The organism is Micromonospora sp. NPDC005171 (genome assembly GCF_040608575.1).
Lineage (GTDB): Bacteria > Actinomycetota > Actinomycetes > Mycobacteriales > Micromonosporaceae > Micromonospora.
On the sequence record NZ_JBEXIM010000006.1, the window covers coordinates 110596 to 135164 of the forward strand.

The 24569-nt window shown below is 72.4% G+C and carries 23 protein-coding genes; 13 read left to right on the plus strand and 10 right to left on the minus strand.

The annotated features are described in order from the left end of the window. Nucleotides 1–78: 78 nt before the first annotated feature. Nucleotides 79–1044 carry a hypothetical protein gene (locus ABZU74_RS11995; RefSeq protein ID WP_355421689.1) on the minus strand — a complete coding sequence of 322 codons (966 nt, stop codon included), beginning with the start codon at nucleotides 1042–1044 and terminating at the stop codon, nucleotides 79–81. A 144-nt stretch (nucleotides 1045–1188) separates the two neighbouring features. Here ABZU74_RS11995 and ABZU74_RS12000 point away from each other — a divergent pair, with 144 nt between their 5' ends. The 4 genes from ABZU74_RS12000 to ABZU74_RS12015 all read left to right on the plus strand — a co-directional run bounded on the left by ABZU74_RS12000 (nucleotide 1189) and on the right by ABZU74_RS12015 (nucleotide 5201). After that, nucleotides 1189–2304, plus strand: a complete 1116-nt coding sequence (locus ABZU74_RS12000; protein ID WP_355421692.1) for a hypothetical protein — start codon at nucleotides 1189–1191, stop codon at nucleotides 2302–2304. A gap of 25 nt (nucleotides 2305–2329) precedes the next feature. Next, nucleotides 2330–3379, plus strand: coding sequence for a nitronate monooxygenase (locus ABZU74_RS12005; RefSeq protein ID WP_355421695.1), 1050 nt, complete (start codon nucleotides 2330–2332; stop codon nucleotides 3377–3379). Between the two features lie 81 nt (nucleotides 3380–3460). After that, complete coding sequence (locus ABZU74_RS12010) at nucleotides 3461–4552, plus strand: SRPBCC domain-containing protein (protein ID WP_355421698.1); 1092 nt, start codon at nucleotides 3461–3463, stop codon at nucleotides 4550–4552. A 13-nt stretch (nucleotides 4553–4565) separates the two neighbouring features. Further along, nucleotides 4566–5201, plus strand: a complete 636-nt coding sequence (locus ABZU74_RS12015; RefSeq protein WP_355421701.1) for a hypothetical protein — start codon at nucleotides 4566–4568, stop codon at nucleotides 5199–5201. A 49-nt stretch (nucleotides 5202–5250) separates the two neighbouring features. Here ABZU74_RS12015 and ABZU74_RS12020 read toward each other — a convergent pair whose 3' ends face one another. Beyond that, complete coding sequence (locus tag ABZU74_RS12020; RefSeq protein ID WP_355421704.1) at nucleotides 5251–7287, minus strand: glycosyl hydrolase family 28-related protein; 2037 nt, start codon at nucleotides 7285–7287, stop codon at nucleotides 5251–5253. A gap of 226 nt (nucleotides 7288–7513) precedes the next feature. On the opposite strand from ABZU74_RS12020, the gene ABZU74_RS12025 reads away from it, so the two are divergent. The 3 genes from ABZU74_RS12025 to ABZU74_RS12035 all read left to right on the plus strand — a co-directional run bounded on the left by ABZU74_RS12025 (nucleotide 7514) and on the right by ABZU74_RS12035 (nucleotide 9599). Next, on the plus strand, nucleotides 7514–8596 hold the full coding sequence (locus ABZU74_RS12025; RefSeq protein WP_355421707.1) for a PIN domain-containing protein: 1083 nt from the start codon (nucleotides 7514–7516) through the stop codon (nucleotides 8594–8596). A 245-nt stretch (nucleotides 8597–8841) separates the two neighbouring features. Beyond that, the gene (locus tag ABZU74_RS12030; protein WP_030335934.1) at nucleotides 8842–9063 is read left to right on the plus strand and encodes a hypothetical protein; all 222 of its coding nucleotides are present in this window, start codon (nucleotides 8842–8844) and stop codon (nucleotides 9061–9063) included. A 377-nt stretch (nucleotides 9064–9440) separates the two neighbouring features. After that, nucleotides 9441–9599: a hypothetical protein gene (locus tag ABZU74_RS12035; protein ID WP_355421709.1), complete on the plus strand. Its 159-nt coding sequence runs from the start codon at nucleotides 9441–9443 to the stop codon at nucleotides 9597–9599. 182 nt (nucleotides 9600–9781) lie between these two features. Here the strand turns inward: ABZU74_RS12035 and ABZU74_RS12040 are convergent, their stop codons facing one another. From ABZU74_RS12040 to ABZU74_RS12055, 4 genes are all read right to left on the minus strand, one after another. Continuing rightward, nucleotides 9782–10330: a DUF1062 domain-containing protein gene (locus ABZU74_RS12040; protein WP_355421712.1), complete on the minus strand. Its 549-nt coding sequence runs from the start codon at nucleotides 10328–10330 to the stop codon at nucleotides 9782–9784. Nucleotides 10331–10568: 238 nt separating this feature from the next. After that, nucleotides 10569–11630 carry a Gfo/Idh/MocA family oxidoreductase gene (locus ABZU74_RS12045; RefSeq protein WP_355421715.1) on the minus strand — a complete coding sequence of 354 codons (1062 nt, stop codon included), beginning with the start codon at nucleotides 11628–11630 and terminating at the stop codon, nucleotides 10569–10571. Between the two features lie 95 nt (nucleotides 11631–11725). After that, nucleotides 11726–12391 (minus strand): response regulator transcription factor, encoded by a 666-nt coding sequence (locus ABZU74_RS12050; protein WP_355421718.1) that lies wholly within the window; start codon nucleotides 12389–12391, stop codon nucleotides 11726–11728. Continuing rightward, entirely contained in the window at nucleotides 12379–13671 is a 1293-nt protein-coding gene (locus tag ABZU74_RS12055) for a histidine kinase (protein WP_355421721.1), read from the minus strand. The genes ABZU74_RS12050 and ABZU74_RS12055 overlap by 13 nt, the downstream gene beginning before the upstream one ends. A gap of 162 nt (nucleotides 13672–13833) precedes the next feature. Here ABZU74_RS12055 and ABZU74_RS12060 point away from each other — a divergent pair, with 162 nt between their 5' ends. The 3 genes from ABZU74_RS12060 (at nucleotide 13834) to ABZU74_RS12070 (ending at nucleotide 17018) form a co-directional block, all read left to right on the plus strand. Beyond that, the gene (locus tag ABZU74_RS12060) at nucleotides 13834–14529 is read left to right on the plus strand and encodes an SDR family oxidoreductase (RefSeq protein WP_355421723.1); all 696 of its coding nucleotides are present in this window, start codon (nucleotides 13834–13836) and stop codon (nucleotides 14527–14529) included. Further along, nucleotides 14523–16157 carry an MFS transporter gene (locus ABZU74_RS12065; RefSeq protein WP_355421726.1) on the plus strand — a complete coding sequence of 545 codons (1635 nt, stop codon included), beginning with the start codon at nucleotides 14523–14525 and terminating at the stop codon, nucleotides 16155–16157. The genes ABZU74_RS12060 and ABZU74_RS12065 overlap by 7 nt, the downstream gene beginning before the upstream one ends. Nucleotides 16158–16250: 93 nt before the next feature. After that, entirely contained in the window at nucleotides 16251–17018 is a 768-nt protein-coding gene (locus ABZU74_RS12070) for a TetR/AcrR family transcriptional regulator (protein ID WP_355421729.1), read from the plus strand. Between the two features lie 28 nt (nucleotides 17019–17046). Here ABZU74_RS12070 and ABZU74_RS12075 read toward each other — a convergent pair whose 3' ends face one another. Next, on the minus strand, nucleotides 17047–17868 hold the full coding sequence (locus ABZU74_RS12075; RefSeq protein WP_355421732.1) for a helix-turn-helix transcriptional regulator: 822 nt from the start codon (nucleotides 17866–17868) through the stop codon (nucleotides 17047–17049). Nucleotides 17869–17999: 131 nt separating this feature from the next. On the opposite strand from ABZU74_RS12075, the gene ABZU74_RS12080 reads away from it, so the two are divergent. The 3 genes from ABZU74_RS12080 to ABZU74_RS12090 all read left to right on the plus strand — a co-directional run bounded on the left by ABZU74_RS12080 (nucleotide 18000) and on the right by ABZU74_RS12090 (nucleotide 22433). Beyond that, nucleotides 18000–18941, plus strand: coding sequence for an SDR family NAD(P)-dependent oxidoreductase (locus tag ABZU74_RS12080; RefSeq protein ID WP_355421735.1), 942 nt, complete (start codon nucleotides 18000–18002; stop codon nucleotides 18939–18941). Between the two features lie 115 nt (nucleotides 18942–19056). After that, entirely contained in the window at nucleotides 19057–20259 is a 1203-nt protein-coding gene (locus tag ABZU74_RS12085) for a low temperature requirement protein A (protein WP_355421738.1), read from the plus strand. An 8-nt stretch (nucleotides 20260–20267) separates the two neighbouring features. After that, nucleotides 20268–22433 carry a hypothetical protein gene (locus ABZU74_RS12090; RefSeq protein ID WP_355421741.1) on the plus strand — a complete coding sequence of 722 codons (2166 nt, stop codon included), beginning with the start codon at nucleotides 20268–20270 and terminating at the stop codon, nucleotides 22431–22433. Nucleotides 22434–22473: 40 nt separating this feature from the next. Here ABZU74_RS12090 and ABZU74_RS12095 read toward each other — a convergent pair whose 3' ends face one another. The 3 genes from ABZU74_RS12095 to ABZU74_RS12105 all read right to left on the minus strand — a co-directional run bounded on the left by ABZU74_RS12095 (nucleotide 22474) and on the right by ABZU74_RS12105 (nucleotide 24562). Then, a complete protein-coding gene (locus tag ABZU74_RS12095; protein WP_355421744.1) occupies nucleotides 22474–22872 on the minus strand; it encodes a hypothetical protein in 399 nt (132 codons plus the stop codon). Next, complete coding sequence (locus tag ABZU74_RS12100; RefSeq protein WP_355421747.1) at nucleotides 22869–23318, minus strand: hypothetical protein; 450 nt, start codon at nucleotides 23316–23318, stop codon at nucleotides 22869–22871. Before ABZU74_RS12100 ends, ABZU74_RS12095 begins: the two co-directional genes overlap by 4 nt. Before the next feature lie 365 nt (nucleotides 23319–23683). Further along, nucleotides 23684–24562, minus strand: coding sequence for an alpha/beta hydrolase (locus ABZU74_RS12105; protein ID WP_355421750.1), 879 nt, complete (start codon nucleotides 24560–24562; stop codon nucleotides 23684–23686). Nucleotides 24563–24569 lie beyond the last annotated feature (7 nt).

The following is a 24569-nucleotide window of genomic DNA, read 5'->3' on the forward strand; positions in this document are numbered from 1 at the left end:
AACCGACAGGTAACCCTCGGCGGTCCTCGGTGGACGAAGAGCCCGGCAACGGACGGGCCAGGGCCCGTCCGGCGGCGTTCAGTCGGCCGTCGTCTCAGGTGTGGCGACCCGGCGGGTTGCGCCGGCCAGCCCCAGCGCCAGCAGTACGCACACCGCGCCGACCAGAAAGAAGAGCGAGGCGGTCGGCTGGCCCAGCCACTCCCAGTACGGGTGCCAAGCCGGGTGCGGCTCGCCAAGGTGGTGCCGCAGCAGCAACGGCACGCTCAGCAGCACCGGCAGCCACCACAGCACCATTGCCACACCGATCAGGCCGTTCACCGCGCCGCGGCCACGGCGTCCCTCGGTACGTCGGCTGACCCAGCCGAAGAACAGCCAACTAGCCACCGCGCCCAGCACCGTGCCGAGCACTCCGGCGGGGACCACCAGGGGCGGCGGCGCGCGGTGCAGCTCGGCCGAGAGGTAGCTGGCGTCGACGGCTGTCTGCGAGGAGATCGAGGCGTTCAGGATGGTGTCGCCACGGCGGGCGGTCAGGGCGGTGTCGGTGACCGCCTGCGGGGTGGCGCAGAACTTGTCGGCGCAGCTGACGCGGTCGGACACCTGTGGGCCGTACACCCGCCAGCCGGCACCGGTCAGGCGCTCCCGGGCCGCCGTGACGATCTGCTCGGCGGGCACCGGCGGCGCGCCGAAGGCGGTGGCGCCGGTGGCGCTCTCCTGATATTCGCCGCCGTCCCCGAACAGCAGGGTCTTGACGGTCCCCAGGCGCAGCGCGTGACCGTAGACGACGAAGAGCGCTGGCGGAGTGTCGATCTCGCCGAGGTCGTGGCCGGGAAAGACCTCGGTCAGGACGGCGGCGGCCTCGGCCCGGTCAGGTTGCGGTCGGGACGTCTCCCAGGCGGCCCGACTGGCCAGCGCGCCGGTGAAGAGGCCGCAGACGACCGCGGCGAGCGGCACCCAGGCGATGGCGGCGCGACCGGCGGGGCGGCCGAGGCGGCGCAGCAGCCGCCGTCCGGACGGATTGGCCGGCGCGGTCTCGCTCAGGGACACGGCCACCCTCCGGTTCCAGAAACAGGCGGAGCGACAGTACATCGACCGGGGGTCGGGCGGGTCCCCCCGATGACGACCGCCGGTGGCCGGGATCGGCCAGGATAGGCGGGTGGCCGGTAACGGCCGCGACGAGGAGGGTGGGCGATGCGGGTACGCGGACGGTTGACCTGGGGGCGGCGTGCTCGTGCGGGGGTGGCGCTGACCGCGTTGCTCGCGGGTGTGCTGCCGCCGGCCGTGGTGCTGACGCCGGGTGCCGCCACGGCGGGCGCGGCGGCGGGGACGCCGGTCTGCCAGGTGCGCGACGACCGGCTCCGTGAGCTCTCCGGCATGGTCGCCACCGACGACGGGTACGTGGTGATCAACGATGGGGCCGACGACGAGGCCCGTCGGCGGATCTTCTTCCTCGACCAGCGCTGCGCGGTGGCGCGAACCGTCTCCTTCCCGTCCCGGCCCCGCGACACCGAGGACCTCGCCATCGGCCGGGACGGCACGGTCTGGGTCGCCGACATCGGCGACAACGACCGCTCCCGGCCGACGGTGGGCGTGTGGCGGCTGGCGCCCGGGGCGAAGCAGCCGGTGCTGCACCGGATGAGCTACCCGGACCGTCCGCACGACGCGGAGGCGCTGCTGCTCGACGGGTCCGGTCGGCCGCTGATCATCACCAAGGGCGGCGGCGGCACCGTCTTCCTGTACGCGCCGGCCACCGCGTTGCGGCCGGACGCGACGACGCCGCTGACCGCGCTCGGCCAGGTGACAGTGCCGTCGACCACGACCAGCAACCCGTTCTCGTTCCTGGGGCGCGGGGTGATCACCGGCGCGGCGAGCGCCCCCGACGGACGACGGGTCGTGTTGCGCAGCTACGCCGACGCGTTCGAGTACGACGTGCCCGACGGTGACGTGGTCCGGGCGTTGACCACCGGCAGGCCGCGGATCACCCCGTTGCCGGACGAGCCTCAGGGCGAGTCGATCACCTACAGTCGGGACGGCAGGTCGTTGCTCACCGTCTCCGAGTCCGCCGGTCAACCGGCCGGCAGCCGTTCCACGATTCTGCGCTACCCGGCCACCGCCACCACGGCGACCGCCGCGCCCTCCGCGGAGTCCGTCGCCCCGGTGGCGCCCACGGCGGTCCGTCCGGCCGCCGGGGAGGTCGACGGCGGGGTGGGTGGACGAATCTGGCCGCTGGCGCTCGGCGCGGGAACACTGCTATTCCTGCTCGGGCTGGCCGGCGTGCTGCGATGGCGGCACACCGTGGGCCGGTGAGCCGGGCCTGCGGCAGGATGGGGGGATGTCCGTCCTGTCCACGTTGCGCCACCCGATCATCGCCGCCCCGATGGCTGGCGGACCGTCCACGCCCGCCCTGGTGGCCGCCGTCTCCAAGGCGGGTGGGCTGGGCTTCCTCGCCGCCGGCATGATCGACGCCGGCCGGCTGGTCGCCGACGTCGCCGAGGTCCGCGCGCGTACCGATCGGCCGTTCGGCGTCAACGTCTTCCTGCCCGATCCCGGTGGCGTCGACGAGGCCGCCGTCCAGGCGTACGCCGAGCGGCTCGCCCCGCAGGCCGCGCAGCGCGGGGTGAGCCTGGGCGAGCCGGTGGGCGGCGACGACGCGTACCCGGAAAAGCTGGCCGCGCTGCTCGCGGACCCGGTCCCGGTCGTGTCCTTCGTGTTCGGGCTGCCCGACCGGGCCGCGGTGACCGCCCTGCGCGAGCGGGGCACCGAGGTGTGGGCCACCGTGACCGGCCCGGACGCCGCGACCGCCGCCGCCGACCTGGGTGTGGACGCGGTCGTGGTGCAGGGCACCGAGGCCGGTGGGCATCGCGGCGGCCTGCCGGACGACGACGACTACGGGGTGCTGCCGCTGCTCCGGCTGACCGCCGCCCGCTGTGACCTGCCGCTGGTGGCCGCGGGCGGCCTCGTCGACGGCCCCTCGGTGGCCGCCGTGCTGGCTGCCGGTGCCGCCGCCGCGCAACTCGGCACCGCCTTCCTGCGCTGCCCGGAGGCGGGCAGCTCGCCGATGCACCGGGCGGCCGTGGCCAGTGCCACGCCGACCGGGTTGACCCGGTCGTACACCGGTAAGCGGGCCCGTGGCGTGGCCAACGACTTCCTACGTGCGCACGACGCGGTGGCGCCGCGCGGCTACCCCCAGGTGCTGCACCTGACGCGTCCACTGCTCGCCGCCGCCCGCCGCGACGGGGACGCCTCGGTGGCCAACCTGTGGGCCGGGCAGGCGCACCCGCTGGCCCAGGACCTGCCGGCGGCGCAGGTGGTGGCCGAGGTGAGTGCCGACGCCCGGGCCGCGCTGGCCACAGTGGTCGAGCGCTCCCGCCGCTGGGGCTGACCAGAACACCGGCAACCGGTTCGGGCGGGCGGGACAGGCCGGGCGGGACGGGTCGGGCGGGCAACCCGTTAGAGTCTCGCCGTGATCGAGATCGGTGCCCAGGTCGACCTGTCCCACCCGCCCGAGCGGGTCTGGCTCGCACTGACCGATCGGGAGTTGCTCGGCCGGTGGTTCGCCGAGGCCGAGACGGTCGAGGGCGTAGCGGACCGGATGCTGCTGCACACCGCCGACCTGCCCGGCTTCGAGGCCAACGTCGAGGTCGAGGTGACCGAGCGGCAGGAGCCGGACCTCCTCGTGCTGGCCTGCGACGAGGCCGGCCGGCTCAGCGAGCTGACCTGCACCGTCACCGCCACAAAACAGGGCTGCCGGCTGGAGCTACGGGAGGTCAGCACGCACGGCGCGTGGTCCGCCGAGCAGCACGAGCCCCGCGAGCAACAGCTCCGGCAGGCGCTGACCGTGCGGCTGCCGGCCATCCTCGACTGGCGCGCCTTCCAGCAGGTCGACCTGCGCCGCGCCGACGGTGGGATGACAGCGGAACTGCCGCTGATCGGCGTACGCGGCAGGGCCGGCCGCAAACCCCGTCGGCGTCGCACGCTTGTCGCCGTGATCGCCGGGGCCGTGCTGGTGGCGGGGACGACGGCATGGGTGACGTTGCCGCCTGACTCGAAGCCGGCCGCCGCGCCCGCGCCGACAGTCACCGCGTCGCCGACGGTGACGGCCGACCGGACCGCCGCCGCGCCCCCGGCAGCCTCCTCGGCGCGCCCCTCGCGGAGCACCGCTTCGGCGACCACCCGCCCGAGCCGGACCCCGTCGGCGAAGCCGTCGCGGACGCCCGCGTCGGCTGCGCCACCGCCGCCACCGGCGCCCGTGGTGGCCCGCTACGAGACCGACTCCAGCCGACTGTTCGGCTACACCGGCGAGATCGTGGTCGGCAACCCCGGCGGCGCGCCGGTGGCGGACTGGGCCGTGGTGGTCACCCTCGCCGAAGGCACCACCGTCGACGACGTCGACGGCGCGAACTGGCGACAGGACGGACGGACCATCACCTTCACCGGCGCCGCCGTGGCGGCCGGGGGATCCCGGACGATCAGCTTCGACGTCCGCGACAGCCGGCCGAAGGCCCGGGAACCGGAGAGCTGCACGATCGGCGGGCAACCCTGCGCGGGTCTCTGACTAGGCTGCCGTCATGGCACTGCTGCACAAGGCGACCCTGCACCCCACGAAGCTGGACCTGCTGGCGACCTGGCTGCCCGACCGATCCTGGTTCGCCGGACCGGCCGGCGTCGAGTTGGTGAGCCGGGGCGCCTACCGCTTCGACGACCCCGCCGGCGAGGTCGGCATCGAGACGATGCTCGTCGGCGCCGCCGACGGGCCGGTCCACCATGTTCCGCTCACCTACCGCGCCGCGCCGCTCGACGGGGCGGACGGCTGGCTGGTCGGCACCACCGAGCACTCGGTGCTCGGCCGGCGCTGGGTGTACGACGGCTGTGTCGACCCGGTGTACGCCGCCGCGCTCGCCCACGCCATCCTCACCGGCAGCGGCCAGGCGGAGCAGTACTTCGAGGTCGACGGCCGGCGGGAGGTGCGTGAGCCGACGATGACGGTCGTCGGAGACGGGGCCGCCGACGCCCAGGTACCGCCCGTCGGCGCGGTGCGCCGGGTGGTCGACGAGGACCGCACGCTCATCGACACCGACACCGTCGAACTGGTCGTCGTACGCCGACCGGGGGCCGGGGCCGCCGGGGCGGCCGGGGGCACGCTGAGCGGCCGGTGGCACGGTCAGTCGACGACAGTGCCGCTGGCGTACGCCAGGACGCGCTGACCGAGGTCGTGCGGTGGGCGGCCCGACTCTCTCGGGCCGCCCACCGCTCTCACCACTGCGCCGGAGGCGGGGGCGGCGACACGGGTGGCCGGTCGTCGCAGGTGATGGTGTTGGGCAGCAGCCACGGCGCGAGCCACCCGCCGTCGTTACCACCGAGGTCGGTCAGGCTGAACTCGGAACCGGCCGGGGTGAAGTGGAACGATCCGCAGTTGTTGACGCCGACCGCGCCCACGTTGCGGGCGTCCACATTGGCGAACGAGGCGGACCCGGCCGCCCGGGCGCTGACCACCGAGGTGCCGGTGCCGTCCACCCGGACGTCCCGGAACCGCACGTCGGAGATCGAGTAGAGATCCTTCACCGGCCAGTCGCTGACCAGCATGATCGCGTTGTACGTGTTGTCCAGGTAGGCGTCTCCGGTCACCTCGATGCTCGCCTCGATGCTGCGGTCCAGCGCGAAGACCCAGATCGCGCCCAGCCCGATGTTCCAGTTCAGCTCGTAGGTTCCGGCGCGGGCGGTGGTGTTGTTGGTGAACCGCAGGTGCCCGGTGAACGGCTCCGCGCCGAAGCGGGACCCGGCGTGCAGACCGCTGCCCTCGCGTACCGGGTCGGCGACCAGGTTGTGCGAGACGGTGGTGTCGGTGCCGCCGTAGATCGCGATGCCGTTGGCCAGGGTCGGTGACTGCACGGTGTTGTGGTCGAACGTGTTCCGCGCGTTTGCCGTCTTCTCCGACCACATGGCCAGGCCGTCGTCGCCGGTGTTGCGGACGAAGTTGTGCGACACGAGGGAGTCGGTCACGCCGGTGTGGAAGTTGAGCGCGTCGGCGATCTGGTCGACGATGATGTTGTTGGTGACCCGAACGTTGCGCATCGGGCCGTCGAACCACAGGCCCGCCTTGGTGTGGTGCAGGTAGAGCCCGTCGATCGTGGAGTCGCTCATCGCCCCGCCGATCGCGTTGACCTGGTCGGTGTCGATGCGCTCCCGCACGTCGCCCTCGATGGCGAAGCCGGAGAGGTGCACGTTGCGGCTGCCGCCGTCGGCGGCGTCCCGACCGTAGAACCCGACTCCGGTGTGCACGGAGCCGTCCGGCGCGAGGGTCGGCAGGGCGACCTCGCGGCCCTTGATGATGGTGTACCAGTTGCCGGCGCCCTCGATGGTCACGTCGTCGACGATGACGTGCCGGTTGACCTGGTAGGTGCCCGGCGGGATGTACACGGTGAGGTGGGCGCGGCGAGCGAAGGCGATGGCCCGGTCCAGCGCGTCGGCGGAGTCCCGCCGGCCGGTGGGATCGGCGCCGAAGGCGAGCACGTTCGCCGCGAGCAGCCGGACGTGCGGCGGCGCGACCAGTTCGGAGTCGAGCAGGTCGATGACGGTCCAAGTGGCGGCGCTACCGGGTGGCGCGGTGAGCCGGACCTTGTCGCCGGCCCGGTAGGTGCGCCCGAGCAGCAGCCGCTGCTCGTCGTAGAAGTGGGTGGGCCGGAACGGCGTGCTGATGCTCGGGTACGGCGTGGTGGCTGACGGCACGCACTGGCACTCGGTGATCCACCAGTCCGGGTGCAGCAGCCCGGCCTGCGGGTCGTTAGTGAACGGGTACTGGTTGTAGAGCCACGAGTACTGCGAGGTGAGCGTCATGGTGCGCAGGTGCTTGCCGTTGACCGCGACCCGCAGCGGCGCGGTGATCCCACCACCCTGCGGCGCGTCCGGGATGCTGTACCGCACGGTGATCCCGTTCGCCGCGCTGGGCAGGACGAACTCCACGTACTCCCCGGGGGTGAGCCGGACCGCCCGGCGGCCGGAGGCCTCCGCGGGCAGCGTGTAGGCGGACCGGTCGGGTCCGATGATCTCGCCGTTGGTGTGGGCGTTCTCGGCTTCCTGCTCGAGGAAGTCGACGTCCGCGCCACGTCCGGCGACCAGCGCCGGATCGAGGGCGGCCCGGGTGACAACCGGCTGCGCGCCAGCGGACGCGGGTGGACTGGCGGCGGCCACTGTGGGTCCGGCGACCAGCACGGCGAGACCGGCCGCGAGCGCGACGGTGGCGCCGCCGGGCCGGCCGGGGCGTCCCCGCGCCGGCATGAGGCTGCGAAACATCGGTGACCCTCCTGGGTGGGTGGTGGTGGAGGTCGGAGGTCCGCCCGGCGCTCCCCCGACGCCCGACATTGATCGTCATGATGCAGCACCAGACATGGCACTGCAAGACACCTATCGAACAATGAAAATAGACGACTATCGGGCCGCAAGAAATGGACGGTCGTCGAGTTGAGGTGTCGCGCGTCGCCCGCACCGACCAGCTCACGCCGGGCGTAGGCTGATCCGCGTGGATCAAGAAGACCGGATTGCCCTCTTCCTCGACTACGAGAACCTCGCGTTGGGCGCGCGCGACCATCGCGGCGGCGCGGCCTTCGACTTCCGGCCCATCGCCGACGCGCTGGCGGAACGAGGTCGGGTGGTGGTCCGCCGGGCGTACGCCGACTGGTCCTACTTCGACGAGGACCGCAGGATGCTCACCCGGTCCCACGTCGAGCTGATCGAGATCCCGCAGCGAATGGGCGCGTCCCGTAAGAACGCCGCGGACATCAAGATGGCCGTCGACGCGATCGAGTTGGCGTTCGAACGCGACTACATCTCCACCTTCGTCATCTGCAGTGGTGACAGCGACTTCACCCCGCTGGTGCACAAGCTGCGCGAGCTGAACAAGCGGGTCATCGGGGTCGGGGTCGAGGGGTCCACCTCGGGGCTGCTACCCCCGGCGTGCGACGAGTTCCTCTACTACGACCGGCTGGAGGGTGTGGACATCCCGCCGGCCCGGGGTCGGCGCGCTCGTCCCGCCACCCGGCAAGCCGGCGCCGAGCAGCGCCCACCGGAGCCGGAGCAGGAGGTGGACCGTCGACCGCAGGATGCGGAGCCGGATCGGGACGTGGACGCTCTCGCGGTGCTCGTCGCGCAGTCGGTCGCCGGATTGCAGGGCAGCGCCAACGGCGAGGTCACCGCCTCCCGGCTCAAGCGCACCCTGCTGCGGAAGGATCCGACCTTCAGCGAATCCGACTACGGCTTCCGCACCTTCGGCGAACTGCTGCGCCACCTCGCCGAGCGCAACGTGATCGAGCTGGCCGAGGGCCCGGCGAAGGGTGACCCGGAGGTCTCGCTGCCCGAGCACGGCGACCGGGAGGTGGCGTTCGGCCTGCTCCGGGGCGTCGTGTCCGACCTGGGCAGCGGCGGCAATCCGGTGGCGTTGTCCGGGTTGAAGAACCAGGTACGCCGGGCCCGCCCGGATTTCAGCGAGAAGAAGCTCGGCTATCGCAGCTTCCTGCAGTTCTGCAAGGCCGCCGCCACCGCCGGCGTACTCGACCTGCGCTGGAGCCCCGAAGCCGACGACTACCTGCTGACCACCCAGACCTGACCGCCCCGCCCGACCCGTGTCGATGACGAGAACCACTTGATCAACAACGGCTGGGGGTGGGAGTTGCGGGGGAGGGGCAGAGTGGGGCGGGAGTCCTGATTCGCAAGTCAGGAGCGGGAGAACAGCCCGTTATGGTTTCGAACCGTCAACGGTTGGGCCGAAATGCGCCTGAAATGTCGCCCTTGCCCCGGTCCGGGCATACCTGCGCCGTACCCTCGGCGCGGGAATTGCTATACGGTCGGCGAATGAAGGTGGAGGAACACTGGTGGAACGGAGACACGACCCCGCGCGGGCGCCGGGACGTGTACATCCGTACTGACGGGCAGGGTTGGGAGGTCCGCGCCCAGATCGGTGGGGCGTCGGGTCGTGAGCGGGTGCAGCAGTGCCCAAGCCGGGCCTCGGCGGCCATCCTCGCCGACGCCTGGCGCGGCACCCACCCATCCTGGCGCGAGCTGAAGCAGCGCTGATCCGGCACCGGGCCGGGTCGGCAACGCTCCCGGGCTCCGGCCCGGCGCGCCCGCCGACCGGCCCGGCGCTCGGTACGTCGGTCCGACGCAATCGCTCAGCGGTTCACCCGTCGACCACGTGCAGCTCACCGGTCGCCGCTTCTGAAGCATGACGGAGGCAACGTCTGCCAGAAGCGCCAATGCCGAATCCAGTTGCGGGCAGTTGTCGCGACCTTGGCACTGCTCATCTCGACTGATCATGTGATGAGAAACAGTCCTCGGCGAGCGGATTCAGCTACTTCTCGTCACGTGATCAAGGGTTAGCGGCAGAGCTCCGTGTCTCTGCCCTCAGGTCGGGTACCCGGAGGTCTGCCGGTCGCGCCCGATGGAGGTCGCCCATGTCGCAGGGTCCCGACGAGGAGAACCCCAGGCTCGACGAGGAGGTCCGGGAGGCCGAGCGCCGGCTCGCCGACCTCGCCACCTCGTCGGACGACGCGCTGACCGACGACGACGCCCGCGCGCCGGACGAAGCCCGCTCCGAGCGGAATGCGGACTAATGCAGCCTGAACCGGCCAGTAGACATGATCCACTCGACTTCCGTGAAATTGCGGTGTTGGAGGCGGTCTGACACCGCGTCTTCACGGAAACCGAGTCGATCAACGTGCTGGTCGCCCAAGGAGCTGCAAAGGAACTGCCAAGGGCCTGCCCGGCGCGATGCCGGACAGGCCCCGAGGGCGGGTCAGCGTTTGAGGGTGAAGGTGAAGTCGCCGGAGAGCTTGCCGCCCAGCCGCACCCCCGAAACGACCTTCCCCTGCATGATCAGTCGGTCGACCTCGGCTCGGGCGAGACCGAAACCGTCAGCGATCAGTCGGGTCGGCCGGACCGGGATCCGCGCCGCGTTGCGGACCGCGACGTCGATCACGTCGAGGTCCAGGTGATCCGATCCGCCGGTGTCGAGACGCCAGGCGTCGGTCCAGTCCAGGGCGAATCGGTTTTGGTGCTGGACGGCCGGATCCTGGAGCAGTTCGGCGGTCAGGCCGGGATCGTTGGCATGGAGCCGGTCCAGCAACTCGGGTGGGATGGTGCGCACGGTCATCCGTTCCAGGACGGTGAGCTTCGCCGTCTCCCCGCACGCGGTGCAGAGCGCGAGAAGCCAGACATCGATGAGCTTGTGATTGGCGTTGACCCGGAACTTGCCGCTCGCCCGAAGGCGTTGGGACGCGCACGCGTGGCAACGGCGGCGAACGATGGGCAGGCAGGTGGGCACGACGGCCCAATTTCTGAGCACAGAGGTACACCGGTTTCAGTGAGAAGTCCGCAGCAAAAAGGAGCGCGGCGCAGCTGCGCGACGCGCGACAGATCAGCTCTCGGGAGGTCTCACAGGGTGTACAACGGCACGTCCTTGCCTAGACGACCACGTTGCGCAGCACGGTAACGGCGCACGGCGGTGCCGCTCCACTGGTTTTCGGTACGCCGCGACGGACCGGCTGGCGGGACGTGCCGACCGGTCGGGTGTCAGGCCCCGTTCAGGCGGTCGGCACCGGCAGCACCACGCCCTCGGCCGCCGACCGGTGCGCCAGCTCGATCAACTCGACGGTGCGCACCGAGTCCCGGGGGTCCACCGGCATCGGGGCGCCGTCGCGCAGCGCGGCCGCCACCTGGGCGTAGAAGCTCTGGTACGCGCCGGGCACTGTCGGCACCGGCCGCAGGTCACCGTCGACGCCGAGCAGGCCGTAACGCTCCGGCGGGACCTCGCCCCAGCCCGGCTGGTCCGGTCGGCCGCCGTCGTGCAGCGCCGCCTCCTGCACGTCCAGCCCGTAGCTGGTGTAGCCGGCCCGGTCGCCCAGCACCCGCAGGCGCGGCCCGAGTTGAGCGGTCACCGCGCCCATCCACAGGTGCGAGTGCACCCCGTTGGCGTGGGTCAACGCCACGAAGGCGTCGTCGTCGACGGCAGCGCCCGGGCGGCGACGGTCCACCTCCGCGTAGACGCGGTCGACCCGGCCGAACAGCTGCACCGCCTGGTCGACGAGGTGCGCGCCGAGGTCGAAGAGGGCGCCGCCGGCCTCCTCCGGGCCGGCGAGCTCCCGCCAGCCCGGCTTGATCGTCGGACGGAACCGCTCGAACCGGGACTCGAAGCGCAGCACCTGCCCCAACTCGCCCTGCTCGACCAGGCGGCGGACGGTCAGGAAGTCGCCGTCCCAGCGCCGGTTCTGGAACACCGTCAGCGGCACCCCCCGCTCGGTCGCCTCGTCGATCAGCACGCGGCCCTCCGCGGCGGTCGGGGAGAGGGGCTTGTCCACGACGACCGGCAGGCCGGCGGCGAGCGCCGCGCGCGCCATCGGCACGTGCTGCCGGTTCGGCGTCGCCACCACGACCAGGTCCAGGGCGTCCGGGGTACGCCACAGCTCGTCCGCGTCGTCGACCAGGCGGGCGTCCGGGAAGTGCTGTCGGGCCTGCTCGCGACGCTGCGGATCGCGGGTCACGATGGCGTCGAGCCGCAGCCCGGGGGTCGCGGCGATCAGCGGCGCGTGGAACACCCGGCCCGCCAGTCCGTACCCCAGCAGACCAACCCGCAGCGCCTTCGCCATGCCGTGCCCCCGTCTCCCTGGTCCGCGCCGTGACCTGGCGCCGGTACCGCTGAGAAGAATCTACGCCCGGGGCGGTCGGGCCTGGTCTCGGCCCGTCAGCTCACCGGGTCGGCGCGCAGGTAGGTGAGCACCGCCAGCACCCGCCGGTTGGTGTCGTCGCTGGGCGGCAGGTCGAGCTTCAGCAGGATGTTGCCGACGTGCTTGCCGACCGCCGCCTCGCTCACGTGCAGCCGGCCGGCGATCGACGTGTTGGACCGCCCCTCGGCGAGCAACGCCAACACCTCGCGTTCCCGGGCGGAGAGCGCGGCGAGCGGGTCGCGGGGGCGGTGCAGAAGTTGCCGGACCACGTCCGGGTCGATGGCGGTGCCGCCGTCGGCGACCCGGCGCAGCGTGTCGACGAACTCGGTGACCTCGGCGACCCGGTCCTTGAGCAGGTAACCCACCCGTTGGCCGTCGCCGCTGTCCAGCAGCGCCGCCGCGTACCCGGTCTGCACGTACTGGCTGAGCACCACGACCGGGAGCTGAGGTCGCTCGCCGCGCAGCGCGACGGCCGCGCGCAACCCGTCGTCGCGGCGACCTGGCGGCATCCGGATGTCGGTGAGCACCAGGTCCGGTTGGTGGTCGCGGGCCGCCGCCAGCAGGTCCGGCGCGGAGCCGACGGCCGCGCACACGGTGAAGTCGAAGCGGGTCAGCAGCGCGACAAGACCCTCCCGCAGCAGCACCTCGTCCTCGGCGAGCACCACCCGGGTCACCGACGACATGGCAGCTCCACCCGGACCACTGTAGGGCCGCCGGGCGGGCTGGACAGCAACAGCCGGCCGTCCACGGCGGCGACCCGGTCGGCGAGCCCGGTCAGGCCGGTGCCCCGGGCCGGGTCGGCGCCGCCGTGGCCGTCGTCGGTCACCTCGACCACGAGGTCACCGCCGGCCCGGGTGAGGCGTACGTCGGCGCGGGTCGCCCCAGCGTGCCGGGCCACGTTGCCCAGCGCCTCGGAGACCACGAAGTAGGCGGTGGTCTCCACGATCTCCGGCACCTCGTCGTGCAGGTCGGCGTGCACGGCGACCGGGATGGTGGCGGCGTCGGCCAGCTCGCGTACGGCCCCGGCCAGGCCCAGGTCGGTGAGGCTCTGCGGGCGGATGCCGTGCACCAGCTGCCGCAACATCGCCATCAGGCCCCGGGCCTGGTCGTGCGCCACCGCCAGCGGTCGGGAGGCGGGGGAGTCCTCGGGTACGTCCAGCTGGGCCAGCCCCAACTGGAGGGTGAGGCTGGTCAGTCGGGGCTGCGCGCCGTCGTGCAGGTCGCGCTCGATGCGGCGGCGTTCGGCCTCGTACGCGCCGACCAGTCGGGTGCGGGAGCGGGTGACCTCGCGCAGCGCCGCCGCGTCCACCGGGTGGGCCAGCAACCACCGGGCCACGGCCGCCTGGACGGCGGCGAGCAGACCGATGCCGTACCAGAGCACGGGGATCAGCAGGACTCCCACGATCGCGTACGGCACGGCTTCGCCGGTGCTGTGGATCGGCTGCCAGATCACCACCGGCTGGTTGGTGTCGCCGGCCAGCCACGGGCTGGAGATCATCCCGAGGTCGAGCAGCACCAGCACCAGGAACACCCAGTACGCGACAGGCGTGAACCCACCCAGCCAGAACAGGTACGCCACCTCCCGCCAGGTCGCGGCGCTGCGGTAGCGGGCGACCAGACCCGGCCACGGCGACCAGGCCAGCGGACGACCGTCGACGAGCCCGACCCGCCACCGCTCGACGACGGCCACCGGGAAGCTCATCAGCGGGGCCAACGCCAACAGGGTGAGGCTGCCGGTTGCCAGGAACAGCATCAGCGCGATGCTCGGCGGTCGGCCGTGCTGGCGGAGCCCGTTGACGGCGGCCAGCAGGGGCGCGCCGATGACGAGCAGCCCGACACCGAGGACGCCGGCGATCGGCACGGTGGTCATCAGGTAGGCGAGCGCCCGCCAGGGCCACGCGGAGAGCAGCCAGCGGCGGCGGCGCAGCGCCTCGGCCAGGTGCGAAGGGTGTTCCGTGGTCATGCAGCAGACGCTAATCGGGTGCGGCCGGGTGCCCCAGCCGCCCAGATCCACTCTTCGGGGTATGCCCAGCACTACCAACCAACGAGTGTGCGGGGTCCGGAAACGGGAAGAACGGGCCGTCGCGCGGCCCGCGTGACCTGTGCTGGCGGCGGCTGGAGAGACATGGGTGCCAGAACCTTCGTGGTGGTCGGCGGGACCAGCGGTCTCGGCCTCGCGGTGGCCCGGCTGCTCGTGGACGAGCATCAGGTCGTGGTGTTCGGCAACGTGCCGGCCGAGGTGGCCGCGGTGACCGACGAGCTGGGTTGCGACGGCGCGGTCTGCGACGTCTCCTCCTACGAGCAGGTCCGTGACGGGTTCGCCGAGGTGGTCGAGCGCTACGGCACGATCGACGGGGTGGCTGCCTGCGCCTCGATGTGGGCGGGCGGCGAGCTGGGGGACCTGTCGGTGGAGCACATCCGCCGGGCCGTGGAGATCAACGTCCTGGGCATCACGTACCTGCTGCGGGAGGCGGTGCAGCACCTGCACCGGCAGGGCCACGGGAACGTCGTGTACATCGGCGCGCTGGCGCTGGCGGCACCCCGGCCCGGCATTCCCGTCTACCGGGCCACCAAGAGCTACGGCAACAGCCTGGTCGACTCGCTGGCCGAGGCCCAGCACAGCAACCGGGTCAAGGTGATGCAGCTGCATCCCGGGCCGATGCCGACGCGGCTGCAGGAACGGGTGGGCGCGGAGTTCCTGGACGAGGTGTACGCCATGCCCGAACAGGTCGCCACCGAGGTCGTCCGGCTGCTGCTGCTCGAACCCGACGACCTCTACGTCTCTGGTGAGCGCGTGCTGCGCGCGGACGGGCGGTGGTGACGGCCGCAGCCGGACCTGCCGACCGTCCGGCCTCGGCGTGGGCGCCGCTGCGGACGGCGGTCTACCGCAACCTGTGGCTGGCCCTGCTCGCCGCCAACATCGGCACCTGGATGCAGACCGTCGGCGCGCAGTGGCTGCTGATCAACCAATCCAACGCCTCCACCCTTGTCGCGTTGGTGCAGACCGCCAGCCTGCTGCCGGTGCTGCTGCTGGCGTTGCCCGCCGGGGTGCTGGCCGACAGCTTCGACCGCCGGCACCTGCTGATCGCCGTGCAGCTGTTCCTGGTGGCGGTGGCGGTGGCGTTGACGCTGCTCACCCTGACCGGCCGGATGCCGCCGGCGCTGCTGCTCACCCTCACCTTCGCGTTCGGGGTCGGGCAGGCGCTGACGCTGCCGGCCTGGGCTGCGGTGATCCCGGAGCTGGTGCCGCAGGACCAACTACGGTCGGCGTCCGCACTCGGCTCGATAAGCGTGAACGTGGCGAGGGCGGTCGGGCCCGCGGTGGCCGGCGTGCTGATCGCCCGTACCGGTGTCGCCCCGGTCTTCGGCATCAACGCGGTCGCCTTCGGGATCTTCGCGTACGCGCTGTGGCGCTGGCGGCCCGGCAACGCCCGCGCGGTCGAGGTGCCCGAGCGGTTCACCGCGGCGTTGCGCGCCGGCAGCCGCTACGTACGCCACTCGCCGACCGTCCGCCGGCTGTTGCGCCGGGCGCTGGTGTTCGTGGTCCCGGCCAGCGCGCTGTGGGCGTTGCTGCCGTTGGTGGCGAACCGGCGTCTGGGGCTGGGCTCCGGCGGGTACGGGGTGCTGCTGGCGGCCCTCGGTGTGGGCGCCATCGCCGGTGGCGTGCTGCTGGCCGTGATCCGCACCCGACTGTCGGCCAACCAGTTGCTGCTGGTCGCCGGGGCGCTGTTCACCGTGGCGCTGACGGTGGTCGGCACCGTGCGGGCGGTGCCGTTGGTGCTGCTCGCCCTGCTGCCCGCCGGGATGGCCTGGGTGACGGTGCTGGCCAACGTCAACGCCGAGATGCAGCTCTTCCTGCCCACCTGGGTGCGGGCCCGGGGGCTGGCCGTCTACCAGGTGTGCTTCGCCGGTGGGCAGGCGGTCGGCGCGCTGCTCTGGGGGTTGGTGGCCGACATGGCCGGGCTGGTCCTCGCGTACCTGGCGGCGGCGGTGCTGATGCTTGTCGGCACCCTGACGAGTCGGATCTGGCCGTTGCCGGACCTGCGATCGGTGAACCGGGAACCCGCTGCGTACTGGCCGCAACTGCGCCTGGCGCGCGAGCCGGACCCGGGGGTGGGGCCGGTGCTGGTGACGGTGCAGTACACGGTCCGGCCGGAGCTGGCCCAACGGTTCCTGGCGGCGATGGACCTGGTGCGTGGCGCGCGGCAGCGGACCGGCGCGATGCGCTGGGGACTGTTCCGCCCGGCCGAGACGGTGGACCGGTTCGTGGAGGTGTATCTGGTGCCGTCCTGGGACGAGCACCTGCGCCAGCACGGCGGCCGGTTGACAGGTGAGGACCGCGCGGCCGAGCAACGGGCCCGGGAGTTGACCGACGGGGAGCCGGAGGTCCGGCACCTGGTGCCCGCCGCCGCCGGACCGACGCTGTCGGACGACCGCGAGGCGCTCTGACCCACACGCGCTCCGGCGCGGCCGGGCGGCGCACCCGGGACCAGCCCGACGCGGGCGTACCGCGTACGGCCGCGTTGTTAGGATGGCCGCACCATGGCGAGTGAGCGTAAGGCGACCGCGGACCCGGCCCGCAGCCTGGCCCTTCTCTGGCGCACCCGGGAGCCGACCAGCCGCAGCGCCGGTCCGGCGCTCAGCGTCGACCGGATCGTCCGGGCCGCGATCGACATCGCCGACGCCGAGGGGCTCGACGCGTTGACCATGCGCCGGGTCGGTGAGGCGCTGGGGGTCGGCACGATGTCGGTCTACACCTACGTGCCGGGCAAGGCCGAACTCGTCGCCGTCATGATCGACACCGCGTACGGCGAGATGCCGCGCCCCGCCGTCGAGGGTGACTGGCGCACCCGGCTGGAGCGGATCGCCCGCGACAATCTGGCGCTCTACCAGCGGCATCCCTGGATGCTGCGGGCCGAGACGACCCGACCGGTGCTCGGCCCGCACCTGATGGCCAAGTACGACTACGAGCTCGGCGCGATCGTCGACATCGGGCTCACCGATGTCGAGGTGGACGCGGTGCTCACCCTCGTGCTGGGCCACGTGAAGAGTGCCGCGCGGGCCGCCTCCGAGGTGGTCGACCTGGAGCGCGAGACCGGCATGACCGACGGCCAGTGGTGGCAGTCGCACGCGCCCTGGCTGGAGACGTTCATGACGGCGGGGGCCTACCCGACCGCCTCGCGGGTCGGCACGGCGGCCGGCCAGCAGCACGGCGCCGCGTACGGCCCGGAGTACGCCTTCGAGTTCGGTCTGCAACGCGTCCTCGACGGGATCGCGGTGGTGGTCGCCGAGCGGGCGGCCAACCGGTAGCCGGCCCCGGTCGGGGGATCCGGCGAAGCTAGCGTGGCGCTGCCCGTCGGGCCAGCCGGGCGAGCGCGCGCGCCGACGGGCTGCCCGGCTCGGCGTGGTAGACGACCAGCGACTGGGTGGTGCCGCTGATCGCGAGCTTCTCGTAGCGCAGCGCCAACTCGCCCAGCTGTGGGTGCTGGAACACCCGCACCCCACCGCCCGCGCGGGCGGTGACGTCGTGCCGGGCCCACAACCGCCGAAACCGCTCGCTGCCGGCCGTCAGCTCCTCCACCAGTTCGATGAGGCGGGGATCGTCCAGCTCTGGTCCGATCTGTGCGCGCAGCCCAGCCACCGCGTTGGCGGCGACCGCCGTCAGGGCCGGGTAGAGCGCCGGCACGCTCGGGTCCAGGAAGACCGCGCGCAGCAGGTTCACCCCGGCGGTGAAGATCGGTGCCAGCGCCGTCGCGACGGGGTTGGCGAAGAGCACGTCCAGGTGTCGCCCGTGCACGAAGGCGGGCGTCTCGGCCCACGAGCCGACCAACTGCCGGATGCCCACCGGCACCCGCTCCGATGGTCGCGCCGCGCGGCGGGCCGGCACCGGCCGGGCGAGGCTGTGCAGGTGTGCCGCGGCGTCCGCGTCCAGCATCAGCGCGCGGGCCAGCGCCTCGACCACCTGCGTCGACGGGTGCCGGTCGCGCCCCTGCTCCAACCGCAGGTAGTAGTCGGCGCTGATGCCGGCGAGCTGGGCTGCCTCCTCGCGCCGCAGGCCGGGCACCCGCCGACGGCCGTGCGCGGGCAACCCGACGTCACCCGGCCCGATCAGCTCGCGCCGGGCACGCAGGTATTCGCCGAGCGGGCCGGCCGTGCTCACCCGCCCATCGTAGGAGTCGCCGCCGACCACCCAGCCTGGTCCTGCCACTACCAGGAAAAGCAGGGAACCGGCTAACCCCTGCCACCGGGGTGACAGTGTCGGGGTAAGCGTGATCGAGAGACGGGACAGCAATGACAGAGCGCATCACCACCCCCTTCGGGTTCGCCTCGACCGCCGACGAGGTCATCGCCGGGGTCGACCTGACCGGCAAGCGGGCGATCATCACCGGCGGTGCCGCCGGTATCGGCGTCGAGACGGCCCGTTCGCTCGCCGCCGCCGGCGCCGAGGTCGTGCTCGGGGTCCGCCGGGTCTCGGCGGGTGAGCAGGCCGCCGCCGACATCGCGGCCGGCATCGGCGCGGAGCGGGTCACCGTCCGCGCGCTGGACCTGGCCGACCAGACCTCGGTACGCCAGTTCGTCGGCGGCTGGGACCAGCCGCTGCACATCCTGGTCAACAACGCGGGGATCATGGCGCTGCCCGAGCTGGAGCGCACCGCCGAGGGCTGGGAGATGCAGTTCGCCACCAACTTCATGGGGCACTTCGCGTTGACCGTCGGCCTGCACGACGCCCTCGCCGCGGCCGGCGGCGCCCGGGTGGTGTCGGTCAGCTCCAGCGGCAACCTCTTCTCTCCGGTGATCTTCGACGACCTGCACTTCGCGTTCCGGCCGTACGACCCGCTGCTGGCCTACGGGCAGTCCAAGAGCGCCGAGGCGCTGCTCGCCGTGGAAACCACCCGCCGCTGGGCCGGCGAGGGCATCTACGCCAACGCGCTCAACCCGGGCGCCATCGCCACCGGCCTGCAGAAGCACACCGGCGGCCTGCGGACGCCCAAGGAACGGCAGAAGACACCGCAGCAGGGCGCGGCGACCTCGGTGTTGCTCGCGGCGTCCCCGTTGCTGAACGGCGTCGGTGGTCGCTACTTCGAGGACTGCGCCGAGGCTCCGACAGTCACCGAGCGGCCGGCCGACTACAGCGGCGTGGCCGCGTACGCGGTCGACCCGGGCAATGCCGAGCGGCTCTGGACCGTGGCGTCCGACCTGATCTCCGAGCGGGCCGTCAGCACCGGCCGCTGACCTGGGTGGCCGGGCTCGCCCGGGTGGTCGGGCTCGCCGGAACCCGCCCGTACCCGGTCGTCCAGGTGGTACGACTGGGTCGGCGGTGGCCGCTGCGGGCCCGGGAAGGATGGCGATGGCGAGCGGGCTTGCGGAACGGTTGCTGCTACGGCGGGAGTACCCCCGCAAGGCCTCGTTCCTGGAGCTCTTCTTCGACCTGGCGTTCATCTTCGCGCTGACCCAACTGTCCCGGGCGCTGCTCGACGATCTCAGCCTCAACGGCGGTATACAGGTGACGTTGATGCTGGCGGCGCTCTGGTGGGTGTGGTTCGTGACCGCCTGGTCGGCCGACTGGTTCGACCCGCGGGCCCCGCTGGTCGTCGCACTGCTGCTCTGGGTGATGTTCGGTGGCCTGCTGATGGCCGCGGCCGTACCCACCACGTTCGACGGGCACGCCCTGGTGTTCGCCGTCGCCTATGTGACCATCCACCTGGGCCGGGCGGCGATGCTGATCCCCGCGCTGCGCGGGCATCCGCTGCAACTGCGCAGTCTGCGGGTGGCGGTCTGGTTCGCGATCTCCGGTGTGCTGTGGGTGGTCGGGGCGGCCGTGGCCCCGGCCCGGGAGGTGCTCTGGGTGCTGGCCCTCATCATGGATTACGGACTCGCATGGCTGCGCTGGCCGCTCCCCGGGCTCGGGCGGAGCACCTGGCCGGAACTCCGGGTGAACGGCTCGCACCTGTCCGAGCGGTACCAACAGATCTTCATCATCGCCCTGGGCGAGCTGATTCTGATCTCCGGCATCACCTACAGCGGGTCCGGTCTGGACCGGGACAGCACTCTGGCCTTCGCCCTGGCGTTCGTGACCGCGGCGGCCCTCGCCCGGCTGTATCTGGTGCCCACCGGCGCGCGGCTGGGCGCCAGGATCGAGGCGGAGGGCCCGCCCGGCAGCAAGTTGACGCTGCTGGCGGGCTATTTGAATCTCGTCATGATCGCCGGGGTGTTGGCCACCTCGGTGGCCATGGAGATGGCGATCGACGATCCGGGCGAACACGACATGAGGCAGCTGACGGTGGGCGTCATCGGGCCCGCGCTGTTCCTGACGGCCCGGATCCTGCTCGCGGCGATGGTCGACGGCAGCCGACCCTGGGCACGACTGGTCGGTGTGCCGGCCCTCATCGTGGGTGGGCTGGTCACCGTGGGGCAACCGCAGATCGTCAACAGCGCCGTCGTCGCCATGGTGCTGCTGCTGATCGTCCTCTTCGACGCGATGCCGAAGCTGTGGCAGTTCATCCGCCAGGCCAGGGAGAGCGACCGGGCCGACCAGCGGCTAGCCGGATAGCTGACCCGATGCCGCAGGGACGAGCGCAGCACGGCGACCAACCGCGACGACACGACGTGGTGGAGTTGCGGGTGCACGGTGTGTCCGGGGCGGACCCCACTGTCATCCTCGACCAGCCGCAGGTCCGGCAGGTCGCCGGCGACAGCAGCGGGGGTTTCCACCGCCCCGCCCGATCGGACGGCGTCGACCCGGACGGGGTGACGCTGGAGGCGTACCGCTGGGGTGATCTGCCCTCGGGCACCGTCGGTCGGACCCTCGCGATGGTCTTCCTGCTGCCGTTCATGCTCAGCAACGTGGCCGTGTGGATGCGCCCCACCGGCCGCCGCGCCGCCGGGGTCAGCGCGCTGTGTCGGCTCCTCGCGCTCAACCTCACAGTGCTGTACGTGGTGTCCATCTCGGGAGTCGCCCTCGACCTGCTCGCCTGGCGGTGTCTCGGTGCGGCCCGCTGCCGCCCGCCCTTCGACACGATGGCCGGGCTCGACGGCTGGCCCGTCGGGCAGCGGCTGGCCGTGCTGGCGCTCCTGCCGATCGCCGCCATAGCGGTCCTGCGTCTCCTCGGTGCCCGTCGGTCCGGTCCGGCCGGCAACCCACTGTGGGCGGTGGAGCCGCTGGTGCACCGGCTGCGCGCGATCCACGTCGCGGCCGCGCTCGCCGTACTCAATGTCGTGCTGCTCGCGGCCCGTTGCGGCACCGGCGCGACGTTCTCCACGACGCTGCTGCTGGCGCTCAGCGCGGCGGTGCTGCTGGTCTGCGTCGGTCTGCTCGCCGTCCCGGGGATGATCGACCGCGCGGCGACCGCACGGACGGCCACCTGGACCGCCCGCGCGGTGGGCGTGGTGGCGGCCGTTTTGAGCGTGGCGACCCTGGTCACCGTGGCGGGCGACCGGCGTGACTGGTCGTCGGCGTCCGGGCTTCCCGGCTACGGCGGGATCGCGGGCGCGGCGCTGTTCGGCCAGATGATCTTGCTGGTGCTGCTCAGCGGAGTGGTGCTGTGGCAGCACGGTCGGGTGGGCGGCCGGTCCGCGCTGCCGGGTGGCCTGGGCGCGGCGGTCCTCGCCGCCCTGGCGGTGGGCCTGACCGGCGCGCTCTCCTCCGGCCTCGTCTACCAGACGGGGGAGCTGCTCGGCGGCTACCGCGGTGACGGTGGACCACCGTTGCCCTACCGCTGGACGCTGCTGGCGTTCTTCCTGCACGTGGTCGCGGCGGCGCTGCTGTGCGGCGCGATGAGCGTCGTGTCGCTGCGGCGCCGACGGCGTGCGGCGGCGGCGATCGCCGCCCGTGACTTCCCGGTCGTGCCACCGGAGGCGGTCGGTCGGCTGCGGCTGGTGACGAAGACCATCGCCCGGGCGCGGTTCACCGAATGGTTGGGTCTGCTGGCCGCCACGTACGCGGCGCTCGCTGTGGTCGGACTGATGACGAGCCTGGTGGGGCGTACCGGGCGCGAACCGGAGGAGGTGGCGCGGCAGCTGCTCGGGCTGCCGGCCGCAGCCGTTCAGATGGGGCTCAGCGGTGGCAGCTACCTCCTGGCCGCGTTGCTGCTGACGCTGTTGACCGGTGGCGTGTTCGCCTATCGGACCGCGTGGTTTCGCCGGCACGTCGGCATCCTGTGGGACCTGGGCACCTTCTGGCCCCGGGCCGCGCACCCGTTCGCACCGCCGAGTTACGCCGACCGGGCGGTGCCGGAGCTGGCCGACCGGATCAGCCAGCTGACCGAGCGGCACGCCGGGGTGTTGCTCTGTGGACACAGCCACGGGTCCGCGCTGCTCGCGCTCGCGGTGCTGCGGCTGCCCCCGCACGTACGTCAACGGGTCGCGCTGCTCACCTACGGGTCACCGCTGGACCGCCTGTACGCCCGGCTCTTTCCGGCCTACCTCAACCAGGACGTGCTGCGGGCGGTGGGGGAGCGGGTCGAGTGGCGGTGGCTCAACCTGTGGCGCGACACCGACCCGGTCGGCGGCTGGGTCTTCGCCGCACACCATCCCGGCGATCCGGCGCCGGACCCGGCCGATCCGGCAGGCCAGGTCGACAGGCGGTTGCGGGACCCACCGGGCCTGCTGCCGGCACCGGGGGAGCGGTCCGCGCCGCCGCTGCGGGGGCACCATCCGGGCGAGACCGACCCCGAGTTCCGGGCGGCGGTGCGCGAACTCACCGAACGCCTCCGTGGTGCTGGCTGACCCTGCCGGCTGGGGGCGGGCGGGGCGGGACCAACGTCGGTCAACGATCCATCTCGGGAATCCGGTCGGACTCCGCGACCGTCGCGCGGACCTTCCGCAGTGTGGCGTCGGGGGCACGGATCGCGGCCCGCCAGCGGTCCAGCGTCCGGGTGAGCACCCGGACCACGAACTGCAACTGGTTGACCTGCTCGCGGAGCACCCCCAGCTCGGACCGTGCGCTGAACGCCTCGCCCTCCAACTGGCTGATCCGCGTCTGCAACGGCTGTACGAGCGTGAGGGCGGCCTCGGTGAGCGTGTCGGCGGCGTCGGCCTTGAACTTGCCCCGCTGCGCCACCACGGCGGCGATCGCGGCCAGGCCGGTGCCTCCGCCGAGGATGCCGAGCACGCTGAGCGCCACCTGCACCCAGTGCGGTGCGGCTGGCGGGGGTGCGGTATTCACGTGACACCTGCCTGCAGCTGCTCGTAGGTCACAAATTCGCACGCTCGGGCCAGGCGACGCAGGTCGATGGCGATCTGCGCGGCCCGCCAGAGCGATCCGACCGTCACCGCCATCACGAACGACGTGGCGACGATGGAATTTCGACCCGACATGACCAACAGGGCTACCACGTACATGCCGGTGATCGTGCCGAGCACCAGCACCGACGCGAGTTCGAGGCCGAGGCCGGTGGAGAGTCGGCCGGGCCAGAGGATGCCCAGTAGCCCACCCACGCCCACCGCGACCAGACCCAGCTCCCAGGCGACCTGGATGGGCTCCGGCATCGAACTCTGAACGGACACCGGCCGGACATTGAGGGTCATCAGCAGAATGCCGCAGAGGGGCGCTGCGGCCAGGACGGCGATCTCGTACGGCTGCTGGCGGCATCGGATACGTAGGTTTCGCACGGCAACTCCTTGGTCGAGGACCGGCGTCGGGCAACGCCAGGTGGACCATGCCGTTCGGTGGGTCGCGCCTGTCGAGCTGCGGCCCGTGCGGCGAAGCCCGGTGGTGCGTTGCCTGTGGGCGGTCGTTGGACGAGAAAATGGAGCGACTCGACGTCGTTGGCTGCCGGTATCTGCCTGTGTATCACCGATTACCGGTTGGCGTCCACCTGGTGTAACGTCGCATTACCGCAGGTCAAAGCCTGTTAACGGCCGGTTCTGGGGCTCTGGCGCGGCTGAAGCGCGGCGACCCGGCCGCACGGCCACCCGGGACAATTGGTGTCGGATATTTGCCCAGGGTGGCAGTGGTGGGCCGGGTCGCCGGTGGATCAACGAGCGAGCAGCTTGCGCAGCGCCCGGAGCACCTCGGCCGGAGCCTCCTCCGCCATGAAGTGTCCGCAGCTGACCGTCTGGTGGTCCAGATCCGGCGCCCAGGCCCGCCACACCGCCGCCGCGTCGTAGCCCAGCGCCGCGCCCCAGTCCTGCTGGAGCACCGTCACCGGCATCCGCAGCTGGTTGCCGGCCGCCCGGTCAGCGGTGTCGTGGGCCACGTCGATCCCGGCCGACGCCCGGTAGTCGGCGACGATCGAGGGGACGGCGTCGCGGGACGCGCGCAGGTACGCGGCCCGCACCTCCGCCGGCAGGGCCTCCGGGTCACGGGTCCAGATGTCCAGGAAGTGACCGAAGAAGGCGTCCGGGCTGCCGCCGATCAGCTCTTCGGGAAGGCCGGGCGGCTGCGCCATCAGGTATAGGTGGAACGCCACAGCGGCGCTGGTGCCGTGCAGCACGTCCCACATGTCCAGGGTGGGTAGCACGTCGAGCAGGGCCAGCTGACTGATCGCCGTCGGATGATCGAGGCCGGCGCGGAACGCGACCAGGGCGCCCCGGTCGTGCCCGGCCAACGCGAACCGGTCGTGACCGAGCGCGCCGGCCAGCGCCACCACGTCGGCGGCCATGGTGCGCTTGGCGTACCTGGCGCCGTCGGTGTCGAGGGGTTTGTCGCTGTCGCCGTAGCCGCGCAGGTCGGGGCAGATGACCGTGTGGTCGGCGGCCAGGTCGGCCGCGACGTGCCGCCACATGAGGTGGGTCTGCGGAAAGCCGTGCAACAGCACGACCGCCGGCCCGGAACCGCTCACGGCGGCGTTGAGCGTCACCCCGTCGGCGACGGTGACGCGGCGGTAGTCGAATCCGTTGATCCTGGGGTCCACGGGGAAC

Coding starts and splice junctions, on each gene's coding strand:
- ABZU74_RS12045 (WP_355421715.1), bottom strand. CDS start 11,630: ATGGCGAAGGCGCTGCGGGTTGGTCTGCTGGGGTACGGACTGGCGGGC.
- ABZU74_RS12020 (WP_355421704.1), bottom strand. CDS start 7,287: ATGTTTCGCAGCCTCATGCCGGCGCGGGGACGCCCCGGCCGGCCCGGC.
- ABZU74_RS12035 (WP_355421709.1), top strand. CDS start 9,441: ATGTCGCAGGGTCCCGACGAGGAGAACCCCAGGCTCGACGAGGAGGTC.
- ABZU74_RS12080 (WP_355421735.1), top strand. CDS start 18,000: ATGACAGAGCGCATCACCACCCCCTTCGGGTTCGCCTCGACCGCCGAC.
- ABZU74_RS12030 (WP_030335934.1), top strand. CDS start 8,842: ATGAAGGTGGAGGAACACTGGTGGAACGGAGACACGACCCCGCGCGGG.
- ABZU74_RS12085 (WP_355421738.1), top strand. CDS start 19,057: ATGGCGAGCGGGCTTGCGGAACGGTTGCTGCTACGGCGGGAGTACCCC.
- ABZU74_RS12005 (WP_355421695.1), top strand. CDS start 2,330: ATGTCCGTCCTGTCCACGTTGCGCCACCCGATCATCGCCGCCCCGATG.
- ABZU74_RS12050 (WP_355421718.1), bottom strand. CDS start 12,391: ATGTCGTCGGTGACCCGGGTGGTGCTCGCCGAGGACGAGGTGCTGCTG.
- ABZU74_RS12055 (WP_355421721.1), bottom strand. CDS start 13,671: ATGACCACGGAACACCCTTCGCACCTGGCCGAGGCGCTGCGCCGCCGC.
- ABZU74_RS12060 (WP_355421723.1), top strand. CDS start 13,834: ATGGGTGCCAGAACCTTCGTGGTGGTCGGCGGGACCAGCGGTCTCGGC.
- ABZU74_RS12015 (WP_355421701.1), top strand. CDS start 4,566: ATGGCACTGCTGCACAAGGCGACCCTGCACCCCACGAAGCTGGACCTG.
- ABZU74_RS12090 (WP_355421741.1), top strand. CDS start 20,268: ATGCCGCAGGGACGAGCGCAGCACGGCGACCAACCGCGACGACACGAC.
- ABZU74_RS12000 (WP_355421692.1), top strand. CDS start 1,189: ATGCGGGTACGCGGACGGTTGACCTGGGGGCGGCGTGCTCGTGCGGGG.
- ABZU74_RS12070 (WP_355421729.1), top strand. CDS start 16,251: ATGGCGAGTGAGCGTAAGGCGACCGCGGACCCGGCCCGCAGCCTGGCC.